This window comes from Variovorax sp. H27-G14 (genome assembly GCF_046156345.1).
Classification (GTDB): Bacteria; Pseudomonadota; Gammaproteobacteria; order Burkholderiales; family Burkholderiaceae_C; genus Variovorax.
Genome location: NZ_JAYLVN010000003.1, coordinates 488,174 through 508,740, shown reverse-complemented (window position 1 = coordinate 508,740; position 20,567 = coordinate 488,174). Strand labels below are relative to the sequence as shown.

Sequence of the window (20,567 nt, the reverse complement as noted above, 5' to 3'; positions counted from 1 at the left end):
GGCAAAGGCTCGCTAGGTGTGCGCCGCGCTCAGGCGGCGGCAATGAAGCTGACGATCAGCGCAATGGCGCTGACCACGATGGCGCTCACGGCCAGGTCGCCGAGCGCGTGCAACATGGAGCGCGGCACGGTGTCGAGCACGGAGTCTTCGGTGGCGACGGGGTTCATGCGGGAATTCCTTGGTCTGCGGAAACTTCAGGCAAAAGCGCTCCCCGCACCGCGCGACAGGCGGTTTTCAAAAGAAGGCGGGAAGGAGAAAAAGAGGCGTTGAAACGCCGGCCCCGTGACGGGCCCGCGCGCTCTACACGCTACATCGCACGCGAGAGAACGGCACCGACTCGAAGCCGTGCGACGCGGGCAGCTTCAGCCCTTCGGTGGCCAGCACCTCGGCCGCCTCGTTCAGCCGCTCGGCCAGGTCGGGGTGCACCAGGTAGGCCTTCTCGGGCGTCAGCGTGATCTGCGAATCGCTGGCGTACACGCCCGGCAGGATGTGCCGCGCCGACAGCGACTGCAGCACGGGCCGCAGCGCGTAGTCGAGCGCCAGCATGTGGTGCGGGCTGCCGCCGGTGGCCAATGGCAGCACCGTCTTGCCCTTGAGCGCATCCTGCGCGAGCAGGTCCAGAAACACCTTGAGCACGCCGCTGTAGGCCGCCTTGTAGACGGGAGTGGCCACCACGATCGCGCGGGCCTCGGCCACCTTGGCAATGGCGCTCACGATGGCCGGATGGTTCCAGTCGGCCAGCAGCAGCGCCTGCGCGGGCAGCTCACGAATGAAAAGCCGTTCGATGCGCGCATCGCGCCGCGCCAGCCGCTCGCCGACGGCTTCGAGCAAGGCGGTGGAACGCGACGGTGCGGAGGGGCTGCCGGCAATCAGGAGAACGGACACAGAAAACCTCAGTTCAAAAAAAGCACGAATTGGCGAGGGGGCCGCCGCGCACGGCCGCCCGAAGCGGCCGGCCCGCCCCCGGCAGGGGGTTGGAGCAGCGACATGCAGTGCGCGCAGCCTGGGGGCGAGCCAGTTACTTTTGCTTGTTGGTGTAGATCTGGTCGAAGGAGCCGCCATCGGCGAAATGCTCCTTGTCGGCCTTGGCCCAGCCGCCGAACGCCTGGTCGATGGTGACAAGCGTCAGCTTGGGAAACTGCTTGTCATACTTGGCCTTGGCCTTGTCGGACGTGGGGCGGTAGAAGTTGCGCCCGGCAATGTCCTGGCCTTCGTCGGAATACAGGTACTTCAGGTATTCCTCGGCCACGGCGCGCGTGCCCTTCTTGTCGACCACCTTGTCGACCACCGCCACGCTGGGCTCGGCCAGGATGGAGATGGACGGCACCACGATCTCGAACTTCTCGGGGCCGAATTCCTTCAGCGCCAGGAAGGCTTCGTTTTCCCAGGCCAGCAGCACGTCGCCCACGCCGCGCTGCACGAAGGTGATGGTGGCGCCGCGCGCGCCGGTGTCGAGCACGGGCACGTTCTTGAACAGGTTGCCGATGTATTCCTTGGCCTTGGCGTCGCTGCCGTACTTGCGCTTGGCAAATTCCCACGCCGCCAGGTAGTTCCAGCGGGCGCCGCCCGAGGTCTTGGGGTTGGGGGTGATCACCTGCACGCCGGGCTTGGTGAGGTCGTCCCAGTCCTTCAGGCCCTTGGGGTTGCCCTTTTTCACCAGGAACACGATGGTCGAGGTGTAGGGGGCCGAGTTGTGCGGCAGGCGCTTTTGCCAGTCGGCCTTGACCAGGCCGCCATGCGTGACCAGCGCATCGATGTCGCCGCCCAGGGCCAGCGTGGCCACGTCGGAATCGATGCCGTCGATGATCGAGCGGGCCTGCTTGCCCGAGCCGCCGTGCGACTGCTTCACCGTCACTTCTTGCCCGGTCTTGGCCTTCCAGTACCTGGCGAAGGCCTGGTTGTAGTCCACGTAGAGCTCGCGGGTCGGGTCGTAGGACACGTTGAGCAGCGTCACGGGGCCCTTCGTGGCGGCAGCAGCAGGGGCAGCGGGCGCCTGCGAGAACGTCGGCAACGCCGACAGGGCCAAAGCACCGGCCACGCCGGCACCCAGGGAAAGCTTGATAAAGTCGCGGCGAATGCTCATGGTGTCTTGCTCAAAAAGGCATATCGATGAAGCTGTGTATTCTCAATACGGCATATAGAAACTGGAACGACCAAGTTCTCAGTTCTAAATAGCTAAATCAACTAAGCAACCGCTTTCCCCACTTCCCGTTCAAAGGCAATCGATATGGCACGCATGATTCAGTGCATCAAGCTCGGCAAAGAGGCCGAAGGGCTCGACTTCCCGCCCTACCCAGGCGATCTGGGCAAGCGCCTGTGGGAAAACGTCAGCAAGGAAGCCTGGGCCGCCTGGCTCAAGCAACAGACCATGCTGGTCAATGAAAACCGCCTGAACCTGGCCGACCTGCGCGCCCGCCAGTACCTGGCCCGCCAGATGGAAAAGCACTTCTTCGGCGAAGGCGCCGACGTGGCCCAGGGCTACGTGCCGCCGCCAGCGGCCTGAGCGGCCTTCTCGCTGCTCTCATTTCCCCTGCCGTGGCCGCCGAACCGGCGCAATCGCGCCCCGAGTTCCTGAGCGGCTGCGGACTTCCCCAGGCCTGGGCCGGACAGCCGCAATGGCTGATTCTCGAAACCAGCTTCGGCCTGGGTCTTCATTTCCTGACAACGTGGCACGCATGGCGCTCCGACCCGGAGCGGCCGCGCATGCTGCACTTCGTCTCGATCGACGCGCGCCCGGTCTCGGCCGCGGCGTTGCTGCGCGCGGCGCAGGCGCAGCCTGAACTGGCGTCCCTTGCCGCGGAGCTGATCGCGCAGTGGCACGGGCTGCTGCCCGGCTTTCACCGGCTCGCGTTCGACGACGGCCGTGTGCTGCTCACCCTGTGCGTCGGCGATACGCAGGCGATGCTGCGCGCGCAGCGCTTCGAGGCGGACAGCATCTTCCTGACCGACCCCGGCCCCGGCCCGCAGGACGACCCGGCTTTGTGGTCGCCGGAGACGCTCAAGGCCGTGTCGCGCTTTGCACGCCAAGGCACGGCCATGGTCAGCGGAAGCACGGCCGAACCGGTGCGCGACGCGCTCAGGCAGTTCGGCTTCACGCTCGATGACGGCGGCGACCACCTGCGCGGCGTGTTCGCGCCCGCCTGGACGGTCCGCCGCCGCGAGCCGGCCCCCGAGCGCATCGACACGCCGGGCCGTTGCGCGGTGCTGGGCGCCGGCCTGGCGGGCGCGGCTGTAGCGGCAAGCCTGGCGCGGCGCGGCTGGCAGGTGACGGTGCTCGACGGCGCCGACCAGCCGGCTGCGGGCGCGTCCGGCCTGCCCGTGGGCATGCTGGCGCCGCATGTGTCGCCCGACGACGCGCTGCTGTCGCGGCTCACGCGCGCGGGCATTCGCGCCACGTGGTCCGAGCTGACGCGGCTGCTCGAAGAAGGCCGCGACTGGCGCGCCAGCGGCGTGCTGGAGCGCCGGCCCGATGGCGACACGCGCGTGCCCCCCGGCTGGACGGACAGCGGCCCCAATGAATCGTGGCCGGCGACTGCGGCGCAACGGGGCGATGCGGGCCTGCCCGCCGATGCACCCGCCTTGTGGCACGCACGCGCGGCATGGGTGCGCCCGCACCAGTTGATTGCCGCATGGCTGCGCCAGCCCGGCATCGCGTTCCGTGGCGGCTGCCGCGTGGCGCGCATGGCGCATGCCGATGGCGGCTGGCAGCTGTTCGGTCCGTCTGGCGAGTTGCTGGCCGAGGCGGACCGCGTGGTCGTCTGCGCAGGTTTCGAATCAGGCGACTTCGCACCGACGCTGCCGCTGCAGCCGGTGCGAGGCCAGGTCGCATGGGGCCGAATGCGCGACGGCATTGACTTGCCCGCCACGCCCATCAACGGCGACGGCCATCTGATCGCTCATGTGCCGCATGGCGAAGCTCCGCCCATCTGGCTGGCCGGCGCCACCTTCGACCGCGACAGCACCAACCTGTCGCCCACCGCCGCGGACAGCGACGCCAACCGCGACCGCCTGGCGCGGCTGCACCCCGGCGCGGCCCGCGCTCTGGCGCACGCGCAGGTCGACACCTGGGTGGGCATCCGCTGCGCCTCGGGTGACCGGCGGCCGCTGGTCGGGCCGCTCGATGGCGATGCGCCAGGTCTGTGGGCCTGCACCGCGCTGGGCTCGCGCGGGTTGAGCTTTGCCGCGCTGTGTGCCGAACTGCTGGCCGCGCAATGGCATGGCGAGCCCCTCGCGTTGCCGGCTGCGCTGGCAAAGGCTGTAGGTACGCAGCGCCTTCGACCGGGCCGCTGAGCCCAGGGGATTTTCTTCACGCCGGGCGAGCCCAACGACGTGCAGAAGCGGCATTCTGATTTTGCAATTCGGAGGAATTTACAACTCAATTGACAATTGAGCGAGTGGAGCCGTTTCTCTTTATTGTTCGAAATTTTCAATAGTTCTAATTTATAAATAATCTCGGCGAAAAAATCGAAAGACCGGGTCGAACTATTCATCGAAATGTGTGAATAAATTGGAATTTTCGCGCGATGTACCCCGTCGTTGGCATCCAAAATCCCGCCTACCCCAAGCGTCAGTCTTCCATGGAATGCTGATCGCAGTGCTTTTCTGACACAAACCAATTGCCGAAAATTTGGCGCGCACCGCTGCGGCGGCCGATTATTGTTTTTGGAATATTGCCATGGCCGAGTTTTTTGAATTTTTTAGAACCATCGAGTGGAACGCGATTGCAAAAATCGTCGCCATCGACATCATGCTGGGCGTAGACAATGCGGTGGTCATTGCATTGGCGTGCGCCGGCCTGCCAATGGCCTTGCGAACAAAGGCCATCTTTCTCGGCACTGCGGGCGCAGTCGGTCTTCGCGCCATCCTGCTGGTATTTGCAGGACTTCTTTTCGGCGTGATTGCCATCAAAGCCATTGCCGGCATCTATTTGATCTATATCGGCATCAAACTGCTGCTGGACAATGAAAACGGTGCTCATCTCACCGGCAATCCCACCACGATATTTGCAGCGGTAAAAACGATCCTCATCGCCGATTTCATGATGAGCCTGGACAACGTGCTGGCTGTTGTTGGCGCCGCCCAGTCCGCCGGCGCACATTCCACCGCATACGCCATTGCGGGCATTGCCTTGAGTGTTCCGGTCATCGTGTTTGGCGCGCAGGGAATCATGAAGCTCATGGACAGGTTCCCGGCCATCATCTGGGCGGGTGCCGGCATGCTCGGTTGGGTGGGCGCCGAAATGATTCTGTCCGAGCCCCTGCTCTCCTCCCTGGTTCACGCCGCCGAGGCGCACGGAACCTGGGTGCATATCGGTATCAAGGCGGCAGGTTTCGCGCTCGTTCTGTTCACGGTGTCCGTGATCAAGGGCATCCGCGGGTCTGCAAACAATTAAACAGCGGGCTTATTTCCCAATGAATCCGCGCACCATGGGCTCGTTGACGCCGGGCAATTCGAATTCAAGCGAATTGGGCACAATTGTTGCGCCATCTGCAACCAATATTGCGATCGCGCTTACCCCTGACATATGGAATGAGAAGGTGGTAATTCCACCCGATCTCAACTCCACGCTTCTTGCGTCGGAGCAGTCGAGCGCCATCATTGCGCAGGTAAAGAGCGTGAGCATAAGAACACTCACGCTCACCGATATATCGGCACTCGGCGCCGAATGCGAGACGGCGCTGCACAAGTCGCTCGGGGCTTTTCTCGATCGAATAGATCAAAGCGAATCACCAGCAGTTTTTCGTCTGGTGGCGTCGCTCGACACGGCAATTCGGGCCGAGAACCTCGACGGCCTTGCCGACAAGATCATTCAGGGAGATATCGGCCTGCTGAATCGGCTGCTGGGCGCATTGAGTCCCCGAAAGCTGACTGCAGCGCGCTCAGCCGCTTTCGAGAATCTGCGCATGCTGGTGGCGGGCAAGGCGCGCAAACTCAGTGCGGTCATTGAAACAATGGAAAAACAGGTCGAGGCGGAAAGAGCCAAGGCCATTGACGAGGCAAAAAACCTCGAGCGCCTGAAAGAAAATTACCGGCTTCGATTCTTCGAATTGGCATCAGCCACCGTCTTTCTTGCAACGCTGCTTGCCAAGGCGCGCCAGGAATTGGCCGAAATTGCGGCCGAACAATCAAATGGCGCACAGGGCACGCATCGGGCACTTGGCGGCCAAATCACCCTGCAAGAGGCGCAGGACAAGGTGCAGGCCCTCGAAAGCCGGGCACTGGCCGTCGAAGGCGTGTTCACGAAATTGCCCGCCGAGCAACTGGTGATCCGGCAGATCCAGGCGGCCGCAATCCAAACGGTGCAGGAGGTCACGACGACCACCGCGGGACGGTTCGCGAGCATCAAGATGGCGCTGCTGACACTGCACGCCGCCATGCAGGTTCAGAGCCTCCAGCGCACGGCGCAGCAAGGCGCCGACCTCGATCTGAACCTTTCCCGCGTTCGCGATCGCCTGAGCAAACAGGTGGTGGGCAGCGCGGCCCACGCGCCGGGCGACAACCGGTTGGCACAGGCCCAGCAGATCAAGGCGGCCACCCAGAACATCGGCGAGCTTGTCGAGATCGTCGAAAAGGCGCGCGCCGACAACACCGCCAAGTTTGCACAGGCACGCGCCACGCTGGCACAAGCCCGCGCGGACCTCACCACGCTGGGCGCGGTCATCCGTCCGGACCGGCCCTTCAAGAGCTGACCGTTCCAACCCTTCCACGCTCCCCCTCCCACTTCAAAACCGAAAGAGAAAAATGCCATCTTTGACCATGAACCTCACGAAGCCCGGCGAGAAGGGAGCCAAGCTCTCGCTCAACCTGGCAAAGGACGAAGTCTTCACCGTGCAGCTCCAGTGGGATGGAAGCGTCGACCTCGATCTGCATGCGCTGGCTTGCTTTGGCACGGCAACCGAGCAGCCCAAGGTGACCGACATCGAGCAAGTGCTGTCGACCTACAACGTGAAGCGCAACATCGATGGCCAGTCCGTCGGTGTGCTGAACCGGGCTGTCGACGGCACGTTCGAGATCTTGAACAAAGCGCTGGTGCACAGCTCCGACGCCACCAACGGCACACTGGACGGCGTGGACGAATGGATTCGGGTCGACCCGGCCAAGCTCCACCGGCCAGTTGGCGGCAACGTCGAAATTCCGCTCGTTGCCATGGTGCATCCGCAGAACGTGGGGCAGACGTTCGCCGGCGTGCAGAACGCCGAAGTGGTCATCCTCAACTCGACCGGCAAGGAACTGCTGCGCGCCAATCTGTCGTCGCAATTCGGCAGCTTCGTCGGCGTGCAAATGGGCTCGGTCATGATTGATCAGAGCGGCAAGGCCGAGTTTGTGCAGACCGCCGTCGGCTTCAACGGTGACTTCAATGCCGTTCTCGAAAACTTTTCCTGATCGCCTTGCCGGCATCCCCGCCGTCGAACCGTGAATCGATCGAACGACGCTGCGGAAAAACCCCGGCCAGCCGAGTTGGGCTCGGGGCGAAAGCCGCGGACTTTTGGCGACGGCAAGCCTGCGATCACAACGACCCCAACCAACTCAGCGACCGCCACGGTCTCTGCGCCGCAAGCTGTTGGGCAGGTCCCCAGACTCATGCCCGTCGGCGCACAGACAGCCCCGATCGCACAGACAGCCCCTATCGCGAAGCCCAGGCCGATCGGGCAGACAGCGCAGATCGCCCGAACGAAGCCTGCTCCCCTTGCCTCCCGTCAGGCACGTTCCGCCCCCAAGCCGATGCGCGGCGAAGTGCGCCTTGGCATGAAGGCGGGCATCAAAGAACTACAGCGAGCCTTTCCGCTGCAGGGGCGCGACACGCTGGACGCAGCGGCTGCGGTCATCGGCACGGTGGTGGCGCCGTCGTTGGGTTGGTCACAGGCTCAGAACATCGGGCTCGCCACGCAAAAGCGCTATGGCGCTTTGGTTCAGCGTCTGCTCGACATCGCATCCGCCGACGTGCTGCGCAGCGCGCCGCAGCATCTGTCCCGGCTTCTGGCCATTCTGGAAATGTGCTCGGAAGAACTGGGCCCCGCAACGGGCATTGGCGGTCTTTGGTGGCGCAAGGGCAAGCCGAAGGCGCTGGAAGTCCATCGCAACGAACTCGACCAGCTGAAGGCGACGCTTTCCGCGGCCATGAGCGCACTTGAAGCGCCGATGAACGATGTCATGGCCATTCGTGACGACCTGGCGGCACTGGCCGACGAACTGATGGCGACGGGCCTTGCGTGCGAGTGGCTGTCGCAGAGAAAGGAGTTCGCCCCGGAGGTTGCCTGCGTGTTGGTCGACCGCGCGCTTTCGCTGACGAAAACGGCGGGTCTGGCGCGCCAGGAGGAGCTTCGGTCCAAGGCGACGGCGATTCACCTCGACGCCCTCAGGGACCGGATTCAAGACGGCGTGCTCATCGGCTTGCCGACCTGGCTGGCCGGGCAGGCCACGCTCGCCGTTCAGCCCGGTGAGCCGAATGAAACGCAGCGCTTCGTCGCCCGGGACGAGCTGCAATTGATCATTGATCGTTTGAAAAACTGAAACCGCAAAGGGAGAAGAAACAAGATGGCACTGCAACTCAACCTGGAAAAGTCCAAGGCGACCCTGAAGCTTTCGCTGGAAAAGGCTGGCGTTCAGAAAACACCGGTGCTCGACATTGGCGTGGTGCTCGACGTCAGCGGCTCCTTTCAGGACGAACACGCCAACGGCACGACCACCGACCTGCTGACGCGCCTTGCGCCCTGGGGCCTGACCTTCGATCCGGACCGGAAGATCGACATCTTCACCTTCAGCAGCGGACCGCAGTCGGCCCACCTGGTGGGCCCGCTCAACGAAGCCAACTATCAGAACTATGTGGCGAACCACATCATCCGCAAGGTTCCGGGCTGGAACGGTGGCACGGACTACAGCTACGTGCTCGAACTCGCGCTGAGGGAGTTCGGCTGGATCGACGGGGGCGGCAAAAAGCCGGGTCTGCTGGGCCGCATGTTCGGGCAGAAGGAAACCGCCGAGAAAGAGAAAAAGCGCTCGCTGGTGCTGTTCATTACCGACGGCGACAACGACGACAAGGAGCGCGCGCGGCAGGTGCTGCGCCAGTCGGAGGCGCGCAAGGACGAGGTGTATTTCATGTTCCTGGGCGTGGCCAATGGCGGCGGCGGCTTCCCCTTTCTCGAATCGATCGGCGATGAGTTCGGCAACACCGGCTACAAGAAGATTGCGGACGTGCGCAAGTTCGTCAGGAAATCGGACGAAGAGATCAACGCGTTTCTGCTGGACCGCGAGCTGGTGGACTGGCTCAACCGGGAATGATCCGTCGCGAGGCGCTGCGCCAGCATCGCGCCATGCGACCGGCGCATCGCCGCGGACGAGGGCAGCAGGACCAAGGCCGGGCGGCAAGGCGGCAAGGCGGCAAGGCGGCAAGGTGCGATTTTTGATGCAAACGTGCGTCATCTCCACCGCAATGACCCGCTTGCCACGTGAACACGGGACAATGCACCGCATGGCCACCCAGTACGACATCCTGCATACCACCGTCTATCGCTACAACAAGCCGGTCACCTTCGGCCAGCACCGCGTGATGTTCCGCCCGCGCGACAGCCACGACCTGCGCGTGCTGGCCACCGACCTGCAGGTTAGCCCCAACGCCTTCACGCGGCTCATTCAAGACCCGCACTCCAATTCCGTGGCGCTGGTGCAGCCCATGGGCGAGGCGATGGAGCTGCGCATCGTGTGCTCTTTCACCATCGAGCATGTGCCCGCGCAGCAAGACCAGTTGGCGCTCGACCCCGCCGCGGAGTTTCTGCCCTTCGCCTACACCGTGCAGGAGCGACTGGACCTGGAGCACTACCTGCGCCCGCACCACGACGACGACGGCCAAGGCACGCTGATTCGCTGGGCCCATCAGTTCCTGTACACCGACAAGCCCAACAGCACGCGCGAGGTGCTCACGCGCATGAACGCGCACATTGGCCAGAGCCTGGAGTACAAGGCGCGCGACGAGGAAGGCACGCAAACGCCCCTGCAAACGCTGGCGCTGGGCAGCGGCAGTTGCCGCGACTACGCCCTGCTGATGATGGAAGCCACGCGCCGCCTGGGCATTGCCACGCGCTTCGTGTCGGGCTACATCTACGACGCCGCGCTGGACAACGCGGCGCAGACGCAAGGCGACTCGATGACCGGCGCCGGCACCACGCACGCATGGCTGCAGGCCTACCTGCCGGGCGTCGGCTGGCTGGCCTTCGACCCGACCAACAACCTGATGGGCAGCGGCCAGCTCATTCGCGTGGGCGTTTCGCGCGACCCCGCACAGGCCGCGCCCATCTCGGGCAGCTGGTACGGCGACGCCGAGGCCTACGAAGGCCTGGAGGCCACCGTGGTGGTCACGCGCCGCAAGAACTGACGCGCGCCGCGGCACCGACCTGCCGCCCATCTGCCCATCTGCCCATCTGCCCTCGATCTGCCGCGCCCGCGAGCAGCATCGCTGTCGCGCAGGCGATAGCCCTTGCGGGAAATCCCGCAACAACTCAAATCGCATCACCCCTACGCTGCGGCGCCGGCTCGGTGAAATAGCACGGTCGTTCTGAACGGCCGCGGGACGCAATGCTGCGCCGGTTTTTCTTCCAGGTCCCAAGAACCCACAAAAACGGAGAGAGACATCCCATGCATTCAGCGCGCCTGACATTCATTGCCCTCGCAGCCAGCCTCGTCGTCGCATCGTGCGGCGGAGGCGGCGATGGCAACAACGGCTTCGTGTTCACGCCCGTGGCCCAGGTGCCGCCGGCACCGCCCGCACCACCGCCCCCTCCGCCCGCCGTGGCACCGCCGCCCGGCCCGGCCCCCGAAGAAACCCGCCTGCAGGACAGCCGCACTTCGTTCGCGCCGGCCAACCCGGCGGCCACCACCTTCACCGCCATGGCGGCAGCTGGCGGCGGCGACACCTTCGACTACGCCGGCACCAGCCGCTGGGCCGGCATGCTGGGCGGCGCGCAGTACAACGTGGAGGTGCCGAAGAACTGGAACGGCAAGCTCGTGATGTACGCACACGGCTACGCCGGCGAAAGCAACCTGCTCCAGGTCAATGCACCGCCCATCCGGCGCCACCTGCTGCAGCAGGGCTACGCCTGGGCCGCGTCGAGCTACAGCAAGAACTTCTACGACGTGCGCGTGGGCGTGGAAGACACCAATGCGCTGGCGCTGCAGTTCAACACCATCGCCAAGGCCGGCGGGCGCGAGCTGGCCGCGCCCGACCGCGTCTACATCACCGGCCACTCGATGGGCGGGCACATCACGGCCGCCGCCATCGAGGACGAAACCTACGCCACCGCCAACCACAAGATGAAGTACAACGGCGCGGTGCCGATGTGCGGCGTGGTGGGCGACACCGAGCTGTTCGACTACTTCGCCGCCGCGCAGGTGGCGGCGCAGACGCTGGCCGGGCAGGCGAGCTACCCCACGCCCAAGTGGGCAGACATCGTGGTGCAGGTGACGGGCGTGCTGTTCACCAAGTTCGACACCAGCGCCATCACGCCCACATCGCCGCTGGGCCTGCAGTACGCATCGGTCCTGCAGAACCTCACCGGCGGCGAGCGCCCCCTGTTCAACCTGGGCCTGGGCATGGGTGCATCGTTCACCGCGGTGTGGGGCGTGTTCGGCAGCGACGGCACGGTGACGGGCATTCTGAACAAGAGCACGCTGGACACCAACCGCTTCACCTACAAGATCGACGGCGACACCCCCAACTCCGACGCGCTCAATGCCGCCGCGCAAAAGCTCACGGCCGTGACCGACGCCAACCGCCTGCGCACCGACGGCCTGCGCTGGATTCCGAAGGTGAACGGCGAGTTCAAGATTCCGGTGGTCACGCTGCACACGCTGGGCGACCTGTACGTGCCGTTCAGCATGGAGCAGATCTACAACAAGCGCGTGGCGGCCAAGGGCAACAGCCAGTGGCTGGTGCAGCGCGCCATCCGCGGCATCACGCACTGCGACTTCACGGTCAAGGAGCAGGAGGAAGCCTTCGACGCCATGGTCGGCTGGGAGCAAGGCGGCCCGGTGCCGGCGGGCGACGACGTGGTCACACCGGCCACTGTGGCCGCCCCGCTGTACGGCTGCGCGTTCACGCGCAACGCGACCGGGCCGGACGACGGCAGCACCATTCCGCTGGTTCGCGCCCAGCTGAACGCCGGCTATTCGTGCACCCCGCCGATCTGAGGCAGCGCCAAGCACCAGGCTGACTCGGCCCGCGGGCGGCACCGCCGCCCGCGCCTTGTGGAACGTGGCGTGCGCTGACACGCCCCGCAGCGTCGCGCTTGTAGCATCGGCCGTCCCACAGACGCAAACCTTCGACGCCCCCACCCATGATTGCGAACTTCAGCATCTCCGAAGACGACTACGCGGCCGCCATGAGCGTGTTCGGGCGGCCGACGCGGTGGCGGCGCAGGCTCCTGATCGGACTGCTCGCGGTGCTGGTGCCGGCTGCGCTGTTCGGCGGCGCGCTCGCGCGGCCCGTTGCGCTGGGCGGGCTGGTCGGCGTGGGCATCGTGCTGGCGATCTCGTTCATCGTCGCGCCCATGATGGCCCGCCGCCACTACCGCAGCTACAAGGCCATGCAGGCAGAGTTTGCCGTGGAGCTGCTGGACACCGGCCTGAGGCTCAGCTCGCCGCACGGTGCCGGCACGGTCGTCTGGGAGAACATGCTCAAGTGGCGGCAGAGCGATCGCTTCGTGCTGATCTACCCGATGCCCAGGCTGTTTCACATCGTGCCGAAATCCGTCGCGGCGCAAGGCTTCGACCTGCCGGGCCTGCTCGAGGGCCTGAACCGGCACGTCGGCCCCGAGGTCTGAGCAGACACCTTCAGGCGTTGGCCGCGCCGCCCAGCTGAAAACGGAACACCGCGCCCTTGTCGGGCTGCTGCACCAGGCGGATGTCGCTGCCGTGCAGTTGCAGGATGCGCTTCACGATCACCAGGCCCAGCCCGCCGCTGCTGGCGCTGTCGGTGCGCGAGCCGCTCATGAACACGGGCCGCATGAACAGCGCCTTCTGCAACTCGCCGGGAATGCCGGGGCCGGTGTCGCTCACCTGCACGGTGACGCCCGCGTTGTCGGGGCCGGAGCGCAACTGCACCACGATCTCTCCGCCCGTGGGCGTGTGGCGGATCGCGTTGTCCAGCAGGTTGGTCAGCACGCGCTCGATCATGCCGAGGTCGGCCGACACCACCGGCAGGCCGGGTGCGATGTCGGGCCGCAGCCGCTGGTGGCGCGCCTCGGCCGCCAGCTCGAACTTCTGGAACACGTCCTGCACCAGGTCGGCCAGCGCAAAGTTTTCCTTGTCGGGCTTGACCACGCCGTATTCGAGCCGCGCCAGCTCAAACGCCTCTTGCGCGAGCCGACCGACTTTGCGGCTCTGGCCGAGCGCAATTTCCAGGTAGCGCCGGCGCTCTGCTTCGTCCAGCGTGCCGGCCTTGAGCAGCAACGTTTCCAGGTAGCCGTGCAGAGATGTCAGCGGCGTGCGCAGGTCGTGCGAAATGTTGGCGAAGAGCTCGCGGCGCTGCTGGTCCTGCAGGGTCAGCTCGCGCCACTGCTCGGCGATGCGCCGGGTCATCTGCGTGAAGGCCTGGCCGAGCTGCGCGATTTCGTCGCTGCCCTGTGAAAGGCGCTCCAGCGTGGGCGCCTCGCCTTCGAGCGAGGCGATGCCTTCGGTCTCGAAGCGCTTCACCGCCAAGGTGAGCTCACGCAGCGGCCGCGTGATGAGCCTGAAGGCCGCCAGGCCCGCCAGCAGGCCGAGCAGCGCCACCAGCCCCATCGTCCACAGCGTGGTGCGCAACACGTTGTCGGCCCCCACGTTGGCCACCAGCACGTCGTGGTCTTCGCCCTGCAGCACCACGTACACATAGCCCGCCTCGCGCCCGCCCATGCGCAGCGGCGCCGCGCTGAACACCTTGCGCGCGTCGGGGCTGCGCGGGTCGTCACCGGCAATGGGCAGCGGCGCGCCGGCCAGCAGCTTGCGAATGGGTTCCAGCGCGACCCGGTCGCGCTTCAGGTGGCCGGGGGGCGCGGCCTGGGCCTCGATGCGGCCGTCCAGACCGAGCAGGTAGACCTCCACGCTGGGGTTGACCGCCATGAGCTTGTCGAACAGGTCTTTCACCGCGTCCTGGTTCAGGCCGCCGGGCTTCATGAGTTCGGAGTTCTCGGCAATGTGCCCGGCCAGCCCGCCCGACAGGCGCTGAATGACTTCCTGCTCGTGCATGCCGTTGGAGCGCACCTGCAGCCACACCGATGCGCCGCAGCACACGAGCAGCAACACCGCGAACACGGCCGACAGGCGTCTCGACAACGTGGCCCAGACCATCACGATGCGTCCTCCCCCGTGGCAGTGGCCGACAGCTTGTAGCCCCGCCCCCACACCGTGAGAATGCGCCGCGGCTCCGCCGGGTCGGCCTCGACCTTGGTGCGCAGCCGGTTGATGTGCGTGTTCACCGTGTGCTCGTAGCCGTCGTGCTGGTAGCCCCACACCTGGTTGAGCAGGTCGAGCCGCGAGAACACCTTGCCGGGGTTGCGCGCAAAGAAGTAAAGCAGGTCGAACTCGCGCGGCGTGAGCTCGATGAGCTTGCTGTCCAGGCGCACCTCGCGCGCCAGCGGCTCGATGTCCAGGTTGCCCAGCGTGAGGCTGCCCGACTCCATGCGCGCATTGCGCGCCAGCGCGTCGGTGCGCCGCAGCAGCGCCTTCACGCGCGCCACCAGCTCCAGCACGGAGAACGGCTTGGCCAGGTAGTCGTCCGCCCCCAGCTCCAGTCCCAGAATGCGGTGCACCTCGCTGGACCGCGCGCTGATGATGATGATGGGCGTGTAGCGCGTCATGGCGCGGGCGCGGCGGCAGATCTCAAGGCCGTCCACACCCGGCAGCATCAGGTCGAGCACCAGCGCGTCCCAGTTGCCGCGCTCCAGCTCGCGCAGCCCGGCATGGCCGTCGGCGGCGTGCTCCACCGCATAGCCCTCGTCGCGCAGGTGCATGCGCAGAAGTTCGGCAATGTGGGCGTCGTCCTCGACGATCAGCACGCGCTTGGCAGTGTCCATAGGCCGCCATTGTCCTGCGATAAGGCGTGGGGAGTTATCACGATTAATTGAACTTTGCGTGATGAATCGGCCATGCGGCGCGCCCAACAATGCGACCCATGAACAGCACAGCCACCGCCCCCCTCGATGCACCGGGTGCGCCTACCGCCCCGGCCGACAAGCGCCCCATCCATCCGCTGTGGATGCGCGTGACCCACTGGCTCAATGCGCTGGCGGTGGTGGTTCTGGTCACCAGCGGCTGGCGCATCTATGACGCGGCGCCGTTCTTTCCGTTCACTATTCCCACCGTCATCACGCTGGGCGGCTGGCTCGGCGGCGCGCTGCAGTGGCACTTTGCGGCCATGTGGCTGCTGGTGTTCAACGGCTTCGTGTACCTGGCCGTGAACATTGCCAGCGGCCGGCTCGCCGCCAAGTTCTTCCCGGTCACGCCGCGCGGCGTGGTGCACGACGCGCTGGCGGCGCTGAAGGGCAAGCTCTCGCATGCCGACCCGCGCCACTACAACAGCGTGCAGAAGCTGGCCTACCTGTTCGTGATGCTCGACCTGATCGTCATCGTGCTGTCGGGCCTGGTGCTGTGGAAGTCGGTGCAGTTCGCGGTGCTGCGCGACCTGCTGGGCGGCTACGAGTTTGCGCGCCGCATTCACTTCTTTGCGATGGCGGCCATCGTGGCCTTCGTTGTCGTGCACCTGGTGATGGTGGCGCTGGTGCCCCGCACGCTGCTGACCATGCTGCGTGGCGGCGCGCCCAAGAAGTAACCGAACAGCGAACGAGCCATCATGAAAATCTTCAAAGCCCCCACCCTCACCGGCATCGACGGCGGCGCCGTGCTGCACGAAGCCCGCGCGCTGATCAGCAAACAGCTCGACCAGCCCTCGCGCCGCGCATTTCTGCAGCGCTCGCTCACGCTGGGCGGCCTGTCGATGCTCACGGGGTGCAGCATCAGCGACAACGCGCAGGTGGAGGCGGCGCTCAGCAAAATCTCGCGCCTCAACGACAAGGTGCAGGGCCTGATCTTCAGCCCGTCTCAACTGGCGCCGACTTACACCGAGGCCGAAATCACCCGCCCCTTTCCCTTCAACGCCTTCTACGGCGAAGACGAGGTGCGCGAAGTGGACGAGGCCAGCTACAAGCTCGAAGTGACCGGCATGGTGGCCGACAAGCACGCCTGGACGCTGGCCGAGCTGCGCGCCATGCCGCAGCAAGACCAGATCACGCGGCACATCTGCGTGGAAGGCTGGAGCGCCATCGGCAAGTGGGGCGGCGTGCGCTTTGCAGACTTCCTGCGCCTGATCGGTGCGGACACCACGGCCAAGTACGTCGGCTTCAAGTGCGCGGACGACTACTACACCAGCATCGACATGCCCACCGCGCTGCACCCGCAGACGCTGCTCACGCTCACCTACGACGGGCAGCCGCTGCCGCCCAAGTACGGCTTCCCCATGAAGCTGCGCATGCCGACCAAGCTTGGCTACAAGAACCCGAAGCACATCAAGGCGATGTTCGTCACCAACACCTATTCCGGTGGCTACTGGGAAGACCAGGGCTACAACTGGTTCGGAGGGAGCTGAGGGGCTGCCACAGCCGCTCGACTGCCGAAGAAAGCGCGAGGCCGAGTTCCATGGGACCGGGCCGATCTTGAAAACGAAACCTCAATCAACTGAAAGACTCCCAATGAACAAGCTCACCGCTACCCTGCTCGCTACCTGCATGGCCTTTGCCGGCGCCTCGGCTTTTGCTGCTGACGAAATGGCCAAGGACGGCATGGCCAAAGACTCGATGGCCAAGGACGGCATGAAGAAGGACTCGATGGCCAAGGACTCCATGGCGAAAGACTCCATGTCGAAGGACGGCATGAAGAAGGACAGCATGGCCAAGGACTCGATGGCAAAGGACTCCATGGCCAAGGACGGCATGAAGAAGGACAGCATGGCCAAGGACGAAATGAAGAAGTAAGCGCGACGGCCGATGTCATTGACGCGCGGCCGGTTCCGCGTCAATGTCTCGCCAGCCGCGGCGCTTGCGCCACCAACGAATCGCATCCTTCAAGGAAAACCTGTCATGAAATCCCTCGCACTCACAGCCGGCACGCTGGCTGCCGCCGCGCTGGTGTGGCACGCAGTGCCCTCTTTCGCCGAAACCACCCGCCGCGTGCCCGCGCCCACGGCCGACCTGGTCGCGCCCGCTGCCGCAAAAACCGAAACCGCCGTGTTCGCAGGCGGTTGCTTCTGGGGCGTGCAGGGCGTGTTCCAGCGCGTGCAAGGCGTGAGCAACGCCGTGTCCGGCTATGCCGGCGGCGACGCCAAGACGGCCCGCTACGACGAAGTTGGCTCAGGCCGCACAGGCCACGCAGAAGCCGTTCAGATCACCTACGACCCCAAGCAGGTCAGCTACGGCAAGCTGCTGCAAATCTATTTCTCGGTGGCGCACGACCCCACCGAACTGAACCGCCAGGGCCCCGACACCGGCACGCAGTACCGCTCCACCGTGTTCGCCGAGAACGCCGATCAGGCCCGCATCGCCAAGGACTACGTCGCGCAGCTGAACCAGGCCAAGACCTTCGGCAAGCCGCTGGCCACCACCATCGAAACGGCCAAGCCCTTCTTTGCGGCCGAGGACTACCACCAGGACTACCTGACGCTGCACCCGAACCAGCCCTACATCGCGATCAACGACATGCCGAAGATCGACGACCTGAAGAAGCTGTTTCCGGAGAGCTACAAGGCGCAGCCAGTGCTGGTGAACGCGAAGCGCGGCTAGTCGAAACCCGGAACCCGCCCGCGCGCAGCACCCCTATGCAGCGCGGGCTTTGACGCCGGAAAACCGTTGGTGCCACTTCGCGATCAGAAAATGCGCCATGGCACCAAGCGCGACCACCAAGGCCGCGCCAATGCCCCAGACGACCCAGATGGCCACCGTCAAACCATCGCCCAGGGCGGGGACCAAGCCCTGAAGCGATTCGATGATCGCCATCAGGCTCGCCTTCAGCGCGATGAACCCGTCCGCAAACTCCGCAGGCACCCACGGTGCCAGCCACGCGGGCACCAGCTTTTCGGCATTCGGAACCGCGTTTTCGAAGTTCGCCGCATTCGATGTGGCCCACACGCTGACAGCGTTCAACCCGTAAGCAAAAAGCGACCAGAGCGCAAGCAGCGCGACGACTGCCATCCAACCAAGCACATAGACCATGCCAAACCTTTCATTGAGGGAGTCGGAGTCTGGTCAATATCCTGGTTCAGTAAAAGCAGCATAAAGCTGAATTAGCATTCGGTTTTTCCGAAGCTGGGTCCGCATGCTGAACTACCGACATCTCCACTACTTCTGGGTCGTCACCAAAGAGGGTGGCTTCGCCCGCGCGGCCAAGCGGCTCGACATGGCCGTGCAGACCGTCAGCGGCCAGGTGCGCGAGCTGGAAAGGTCGCTCGGCTATCAACTGCTCAAGCCATCGGGCCGCGGCGTCGCATTGACCGACGCGGGTCAGGCCGCCTTTGCCAGAGCAGAGGAAATCTTTCAGCTGGGGCAATCGATTGCCGACGAGGTCCGCGAGGCGGCAAGCGGCAAGGTGTTTCGGCTGGCGGTCGGCCTGTCGGACGGCATTTCAAAGCTGGCTGCACATGCACTGCTGGAGCCGGTGCTGGCAACGCCGCACCTGCGGCTGGTGTGCCACGAAGGCGAGTGCGAGCAACTGCTGGCCGAGCTGGCGTTGCATCAACTGGACGTGGTGCTGGCCGGGCAGGCCGCCCCGCGCAACCCGAACCTGCGCCTGACCAGCGAGCGCCTGGTGAACGCGCCGGTCGATTGGTACGGCACGGCGGCGCTGTCGCGCAAGGCCGATCGGGACGAGTTTCCCCGGTCGCTCGATCGCTTGCCCGTGCTGCTGCCCACCGGCCACTCCCCGCTGCGATCGGTGCTCGATGCATGGTTCGAGTCAGAGGGGCTGCGGCCCCGCATCGTGGGCGAGTTCGAGGACAGCGCGCTGCTCGCCTTGTTCGCTGCGCGCGGCCTCGGGGTGTTTCCCGTCAGTCGCCTGGGCGTGAACGACATCGGGTTGATGCGAGGCTTGCGCCTGCTCGGCCGGTGCGAGGACGTGAAGGAAGAGATACATGTCATTCGCTCGAGCCGGGGACGCCACCATCCCCTGATGATGCAGATCATGTCGGCCATGGAGCTGAAGAAAAAGATCCAGGCCGACGCGGTGCTGCGCCCTGCAAGGGCGTGAATGGCGCCGCTCTACAAGAGCCCGAGCCGCTTCGCCTGCGTCGTCAACTCGCCCCTGAAATCCGGATGCGCAATGGCAATCAGCTCCCCTGCCCTTTGCTTTGCGGACTTGCCCCGCAGCTGCGCCACGCCGTATTCGGTGACCACGTAGTTGATGTCGTTCTTGCTCGTGCTCACATGCGTGCCGGGCGACAGCGACAGCACGATGCGCGAGATGGTGTCGCCCTTGGCCGTGGAAGGCAGCACGATGAACGCCTTGCCGCCGCGCGATCGGTTGGCCGCGCGCACAAAGTCAGACTGCCCGCCCGTGCCCGAGTACGGCGCGTACCCCAGGCTCTCGGAGCCGCACTGGCCCAGCAGGTCGATCTGCATCGTCGCGTTGATGGCCACGAGGTTGTCGTTCAGCCCCGCCAGCGCGGGGTCGTTGGTGAAGTTCACCGGGTGCATTTCCAGCGCGGGGTTTCGGTCCATGAAGCGGTAGAGCTTGCTGGAGCCCAGCGCAAAGGTGGCAATCGACTTGCCCGGCAGGTAGTTCTTGCGCCGGTTGGTGACCGCGCCGCTTTCCACCAGCGTGAGAATGCCGTCGCCGATCATCTCGGTGTGAATGCCCAGGTCTTGCTTGCCCGTGAGCTGCATGACCACCGCGTCAGGGATGCCGCCGTAGCCGATCTGCAGCGTCGAGCCGTCTTCGATCAGCTCGGCCACGTGCTTGCCGATGGCCTGCTGCACCGGGCCGATCTTCGGCAGGCCGACCTCCATGACCGGCGCGTCGCTTTCCACCAGCGCGGCAATCTGCGAAATGTGCACATGGCAGGCGCCATAGGCAAAGGGCACGTTCGGGTTCACCTCCAGCACCACCGCGCGCGCCTTGGCGATGGCGGCCATGGTGTAGTCCGCGCCCAGGCTCAGGGCGAAGTAGCCGTGCGCGTCCATCGGCGAGGCCATGCTGAAGACCACCTCGGCCGGAATCTGCCCGCGCTCGATCTGCGCCGGAATTTCACTGAAGTAGTTCGGCAGAAAGTCGATCCAGCCCTCCTGCCCGCCCGCGCGCGTGGCGCCTCCGAAGAACAGCGCGACATGGCGCACATGGTCGACGGTCTCGGGGTCGATGTAGGCGTACTTGCGCATCGCAAGAATCTGCGCGACCTTCACGCCGAGAAAATCGCGCCGCTGCTCCGACAGCGCGGTCAGCAGAGAGGGAGGTTCGCCCACGCCGGTGGGCACGATGATCATGTCGCCGTTGCGCACCTGGCGCACGGCATCGGCGGGCGAACAGAGCTTTTGGCGGTACAGGTCCTGGGGCGTCGTCAT

22 protein-coding genes are annotated in these 20,567 nt (G+C 65.2%); 15 read left to right on the top strand and 7 right to left on the bottom strand.

What is annotated here, in order from left to right; translation table 11 throughout:
- Positions 1-29: 29 nt before the first annotated feature.
- The 3 genes from VLK31_RS11395 to VLK31_RS11385 all read right to left on the bottom strand — a co-directional run bounded on the left by VLK31_RS11395 (position 30) and on the right by VLK31_RS11385 (position 2,083).
- The gene (locus VLK31_RS11395; RefSeq protein ID WP_409168502.1) at positions 30-167 is read right to left on the bottom strand and encodes a hypothetical protein; all 138 of its coding nucleotides are present in this window, start codon (positions 165-167) and stop codon (positions 30-32) included.
- 133 nt (positions 168-300) lie between these two features.
- Positions 301-885, bottom strand: a complete 585-nt coding sequence (ssuE, locus tag VLK31_RS11390) for an NADPH-dependent FMN reductase (RefSeq protein WP_409168501.1) — start codon at positions 883-885, stop codon at positions 301-303.
- 133 nt (positions 886-1,018) lie between these two features.
- On the bottom strand, positions 1,019-2,083 hold the full coding sequence (locus tag VLK31_RS11385; protein ID WP_409168500.1) for a sulfate ABC transporter substrate-binding protein: 1,065 nt from the start codon (positions 2,081-2,083) through the stop codon (positions 1,019-1,021).
- A gap of 144 nt (positions 2,084-2,227) precedes the next feature.
- Between VLK31_RS11385 and VLK31_RS11380 the strand changes: the two genes are divergently transcribed.
- From VLK31_RS11380 to VLK31_RS11335, 10 genes are all read left to right on the top strand, one after another.
- Complete coding sequence (locus VLK31_RS11380; RefSeq protein WP_093432262.1) at positions 2,228-2,503, top strand: oxidative damage protection protein; 276 nt, start codon at positions 2,228-2,230, stop codon at positions 2,501-2,503.
- A gap of 32 nt (positions 2,504-2,535) precedes the next feature.
- A complete protein-coding gene (gene mnmC, locus VLK31_RS11375; protein ID WP_409168499.1) occupies positions 2,536-4,290 on the top strand; it encodes an FAD-dependent 5-carboxymethylaminomethyl-2-thiouridine(34) oxidoreductase MnmC in 1,755 nt (584 codons plus the stop codon).
- Between the two features lie 337 nt (positions 4,291-4,627).
- Positions 4,628-5,392: a TerC family protein gene (locus VLK31_RS11370; protein WP_409168498.1), complete on the top strand. Its 765-nt coding sequence runs from the start codon at positions 4,628-4,630 to the stop codon at positions 5,390-5,392.
- Between the two features lie 19 nt (positions 5,393-5,411).
- Entirely contained in the window at positions 5,412-6,689 is a 1,278-nt protein-coding gene (locus tag VLK31_RS11365; protein WP_409168497.1) for a hypothetical protein, read from the top strand.
- 67 nt (positions 6,690-6,756) lie between these two features.
- Positions 6,757-7,383, top strand: a complete 627-nt coding sequence (locus tag VLK31_RS11360) for a TerD family protein (protein WP_409168724.1) — start codon at positions 6,757-6,759, stop codon at positions 7,381-7,383.
- 339 nt (positions 7,384-7,722) lie between these two features.
- Positions 7,723-8,511: a hypothetical protein gene (locus VLK31_RS11355; protein WP_409168496.1), complete on the top strand. Its 789-nt coding sequence runs from the start codon at positions 7,723-7,725 to the stop codon at positions 8,509-8,511.
- Between the two features lie 24 nt (positions 8,512-8,535).
- Positions 8,536-9,279 carry a VWA domain-containing protein gene (locus VLK31_RS11350; protein ID WP_409168495.1) on the top strand — a complete coding sequence of 248 codons (744 nt, stop codon included), beginning with the start codon at positions 8,536-8,538 and terminating at the stop codon, positions 9,277-9,279.
- Positions 9,280-9,469: 190 nt separating this feature from the next.
- Positions 9,470-10,369 carry a transglutaminase N-terminal domain-containing protein gene (locus VLK31_RS11345; protein ID WP_409168494.1) on the top strand — a complete coding sequence of 300 codons (900 nt, stop codon included), beginning with the start codon at positions 9,470-9,472 and terminating at the stop codon, positions 10,367-10,369.
- 260 nt (positions 10,370-10,629) lie between these two features.
- Positions 10,630-12,180 carry an alpha/beta hydrolase gene (locus tag VLK31_RS11340; protein WP_409168493.1) on the top strand — a complete coding sequence of 517 codons (1,551 nt, stop codon included), beginning with the start codon at positions 10,630-10,632 and terminating at the stop codon, positions 12,178-12,180.
- A 146-nt stretch (positions 12,181-12,326) separates the two neighbouring features.
- Positions 12,327-12,812, top strand: a complete 486-nt coding sequence (locus tag VLK31_RS11335) for a YcxB family protein (RefSeq protein ID WP_409168492.1) — start codon at positions 12,327-12,329, stop codon at positions 12,810-12,812.
- Between the two features lie 10 nt (positions 12,813-12,822).
- On the opposite strand, the gene VLK31_RS11330 is transcribed toward VLK31_RS11335, so the two are convergent.
- Both VLK31_RS11330 and VLK31_RS11325 read right to left on the bottom strand, forming a co-directional pair.
- A complete protein-coding gene (locus VLK31_RS11330) occupies positions 12,823-14,316 on the bottom strand; it encodes an ATP-binding protein (protein ID WP_409168723.1) in 1,494 nt (497 codons plus the stop codon).
- Positions 14,316-15,041 carry a response regulator transcription factor gene (locus tag VLK31_RS11325; RefSeq protein WP_409168491.1) on the bottom strand — a complete coding sequence of 242 codons (726 nt, stop codon included), beginning with the start codon at positions 15,039-15,041 and terminating at the stop codon, positions 14,316-14,318. Before VLK31_RS11325 ends, VLK31_RS11330 begins: the two co-directional genes overlap by 1 nt.
- Before the next feature lie 98 nt (positions 15,042-15,139).
- Between VLK31_RS11325 and VLK31_RS11320 the strand changes: the two genes are divergently transcribed.
- The 4 genes from VLK31_RS11320 (at position 15,140) to msrA (ending at position 17,798) form a co-directional block, all read left to right on the top strand.
- Entirely contained in the window at positions 15,140-15,796 is a 657-nt protein-coding gene (locus tag VLK31_RS11320) for a cytochrome b/b6 domain-containing protein (protein ID WP_409168490.1), read from the top strand.
- Positions 15,797-15,817: 21 nt separating this feature from the next.
- On the top strand, positions 15,818-16,609 hold the full coding sequence (locus VLK31_RS11315; RefSeq protein WP_409168489.1) for a molybdopterin-binding protein: 792 nt from the start codon (positions 15,818-15,820) through the stop codon (positions 16,607-16,609).
- Positions 16,610-16,712: 103 nt separating this feature from the next.
- Positions 16,713-16,994 carry a pentapeptide MXKDX repeat protein gene (locus tag VLK31_RS11310; RefSeq protein WP_409168488.1) on the top strand — a complete coding sequence of 94 codons (282 nt, stop codon included), beginning with the start codon at positions 16,713-16,715 and terminating at the stop codon, positions 16,992-16,994.
- A gap of 105 nt (positions 16,995-17,099) precedes the next feature.
- The gene (gene msrA, locus VLK31_RS11305; RefSeq protein ID WP_409168487.1) at positions 17,100-17,798 is read left to right on the top strand and encodes a peptide-methionine (S)-S-oxide reductase MsrA; all 699 of its coding nucleotides are present in this window, start codon (positions 17,100-17,102) and stop codon (positions 17,796-17,798) included.
- Between the two features lie 33 nt (positions 17,799-17,831).
- Here msrA and VLK31_RS11300 read toward each other — a convergent pair whose 3' ends face one another.
- Positions 17,832-18,227, bottom strand: a complete 396-nt coding sequence (locus tag VLK31_RS11300; RefSeq protein ID WP_409168486.1) for a hypothetical protein — start codon at positions 18,225-18,227, stop codon at positions 17,832-17,834.
- Positions 18,228-18,330: 103 nt separating this feature from the next.
- Between VLK31_RS11300 and VLK31_RS11295 the strand changes: the two genes are divergently transcribed.
- Complete coding sequence (locus tag VLK31_RS11295; RefSeq protein WP_409168485.1) at positions 18,331-19,257, top strand: LysR family transcriptional regulator; 927 nt, start codon at positions 18,331-18,333, stop codon at positions 19,255-19,257.
- Between the two features lie 11 nt (positions 19,258-19,268).
- On the opposite strand, the gene VLK31_RS11290 is transcribed toward VLK31_RS11295, so the two are convergent.
- Positions 19,269-20,567 (bottom strand): acetyl-CoA hydrolase/transferase family protein, encoded by a 1,299-nt coding sequence (locus VLK31_RS11290; RefSeq protein ID WP_409168484.1) that lies wholly within the window; start codon positions 20,565-20,567, stop codon positions 19,269-19,271.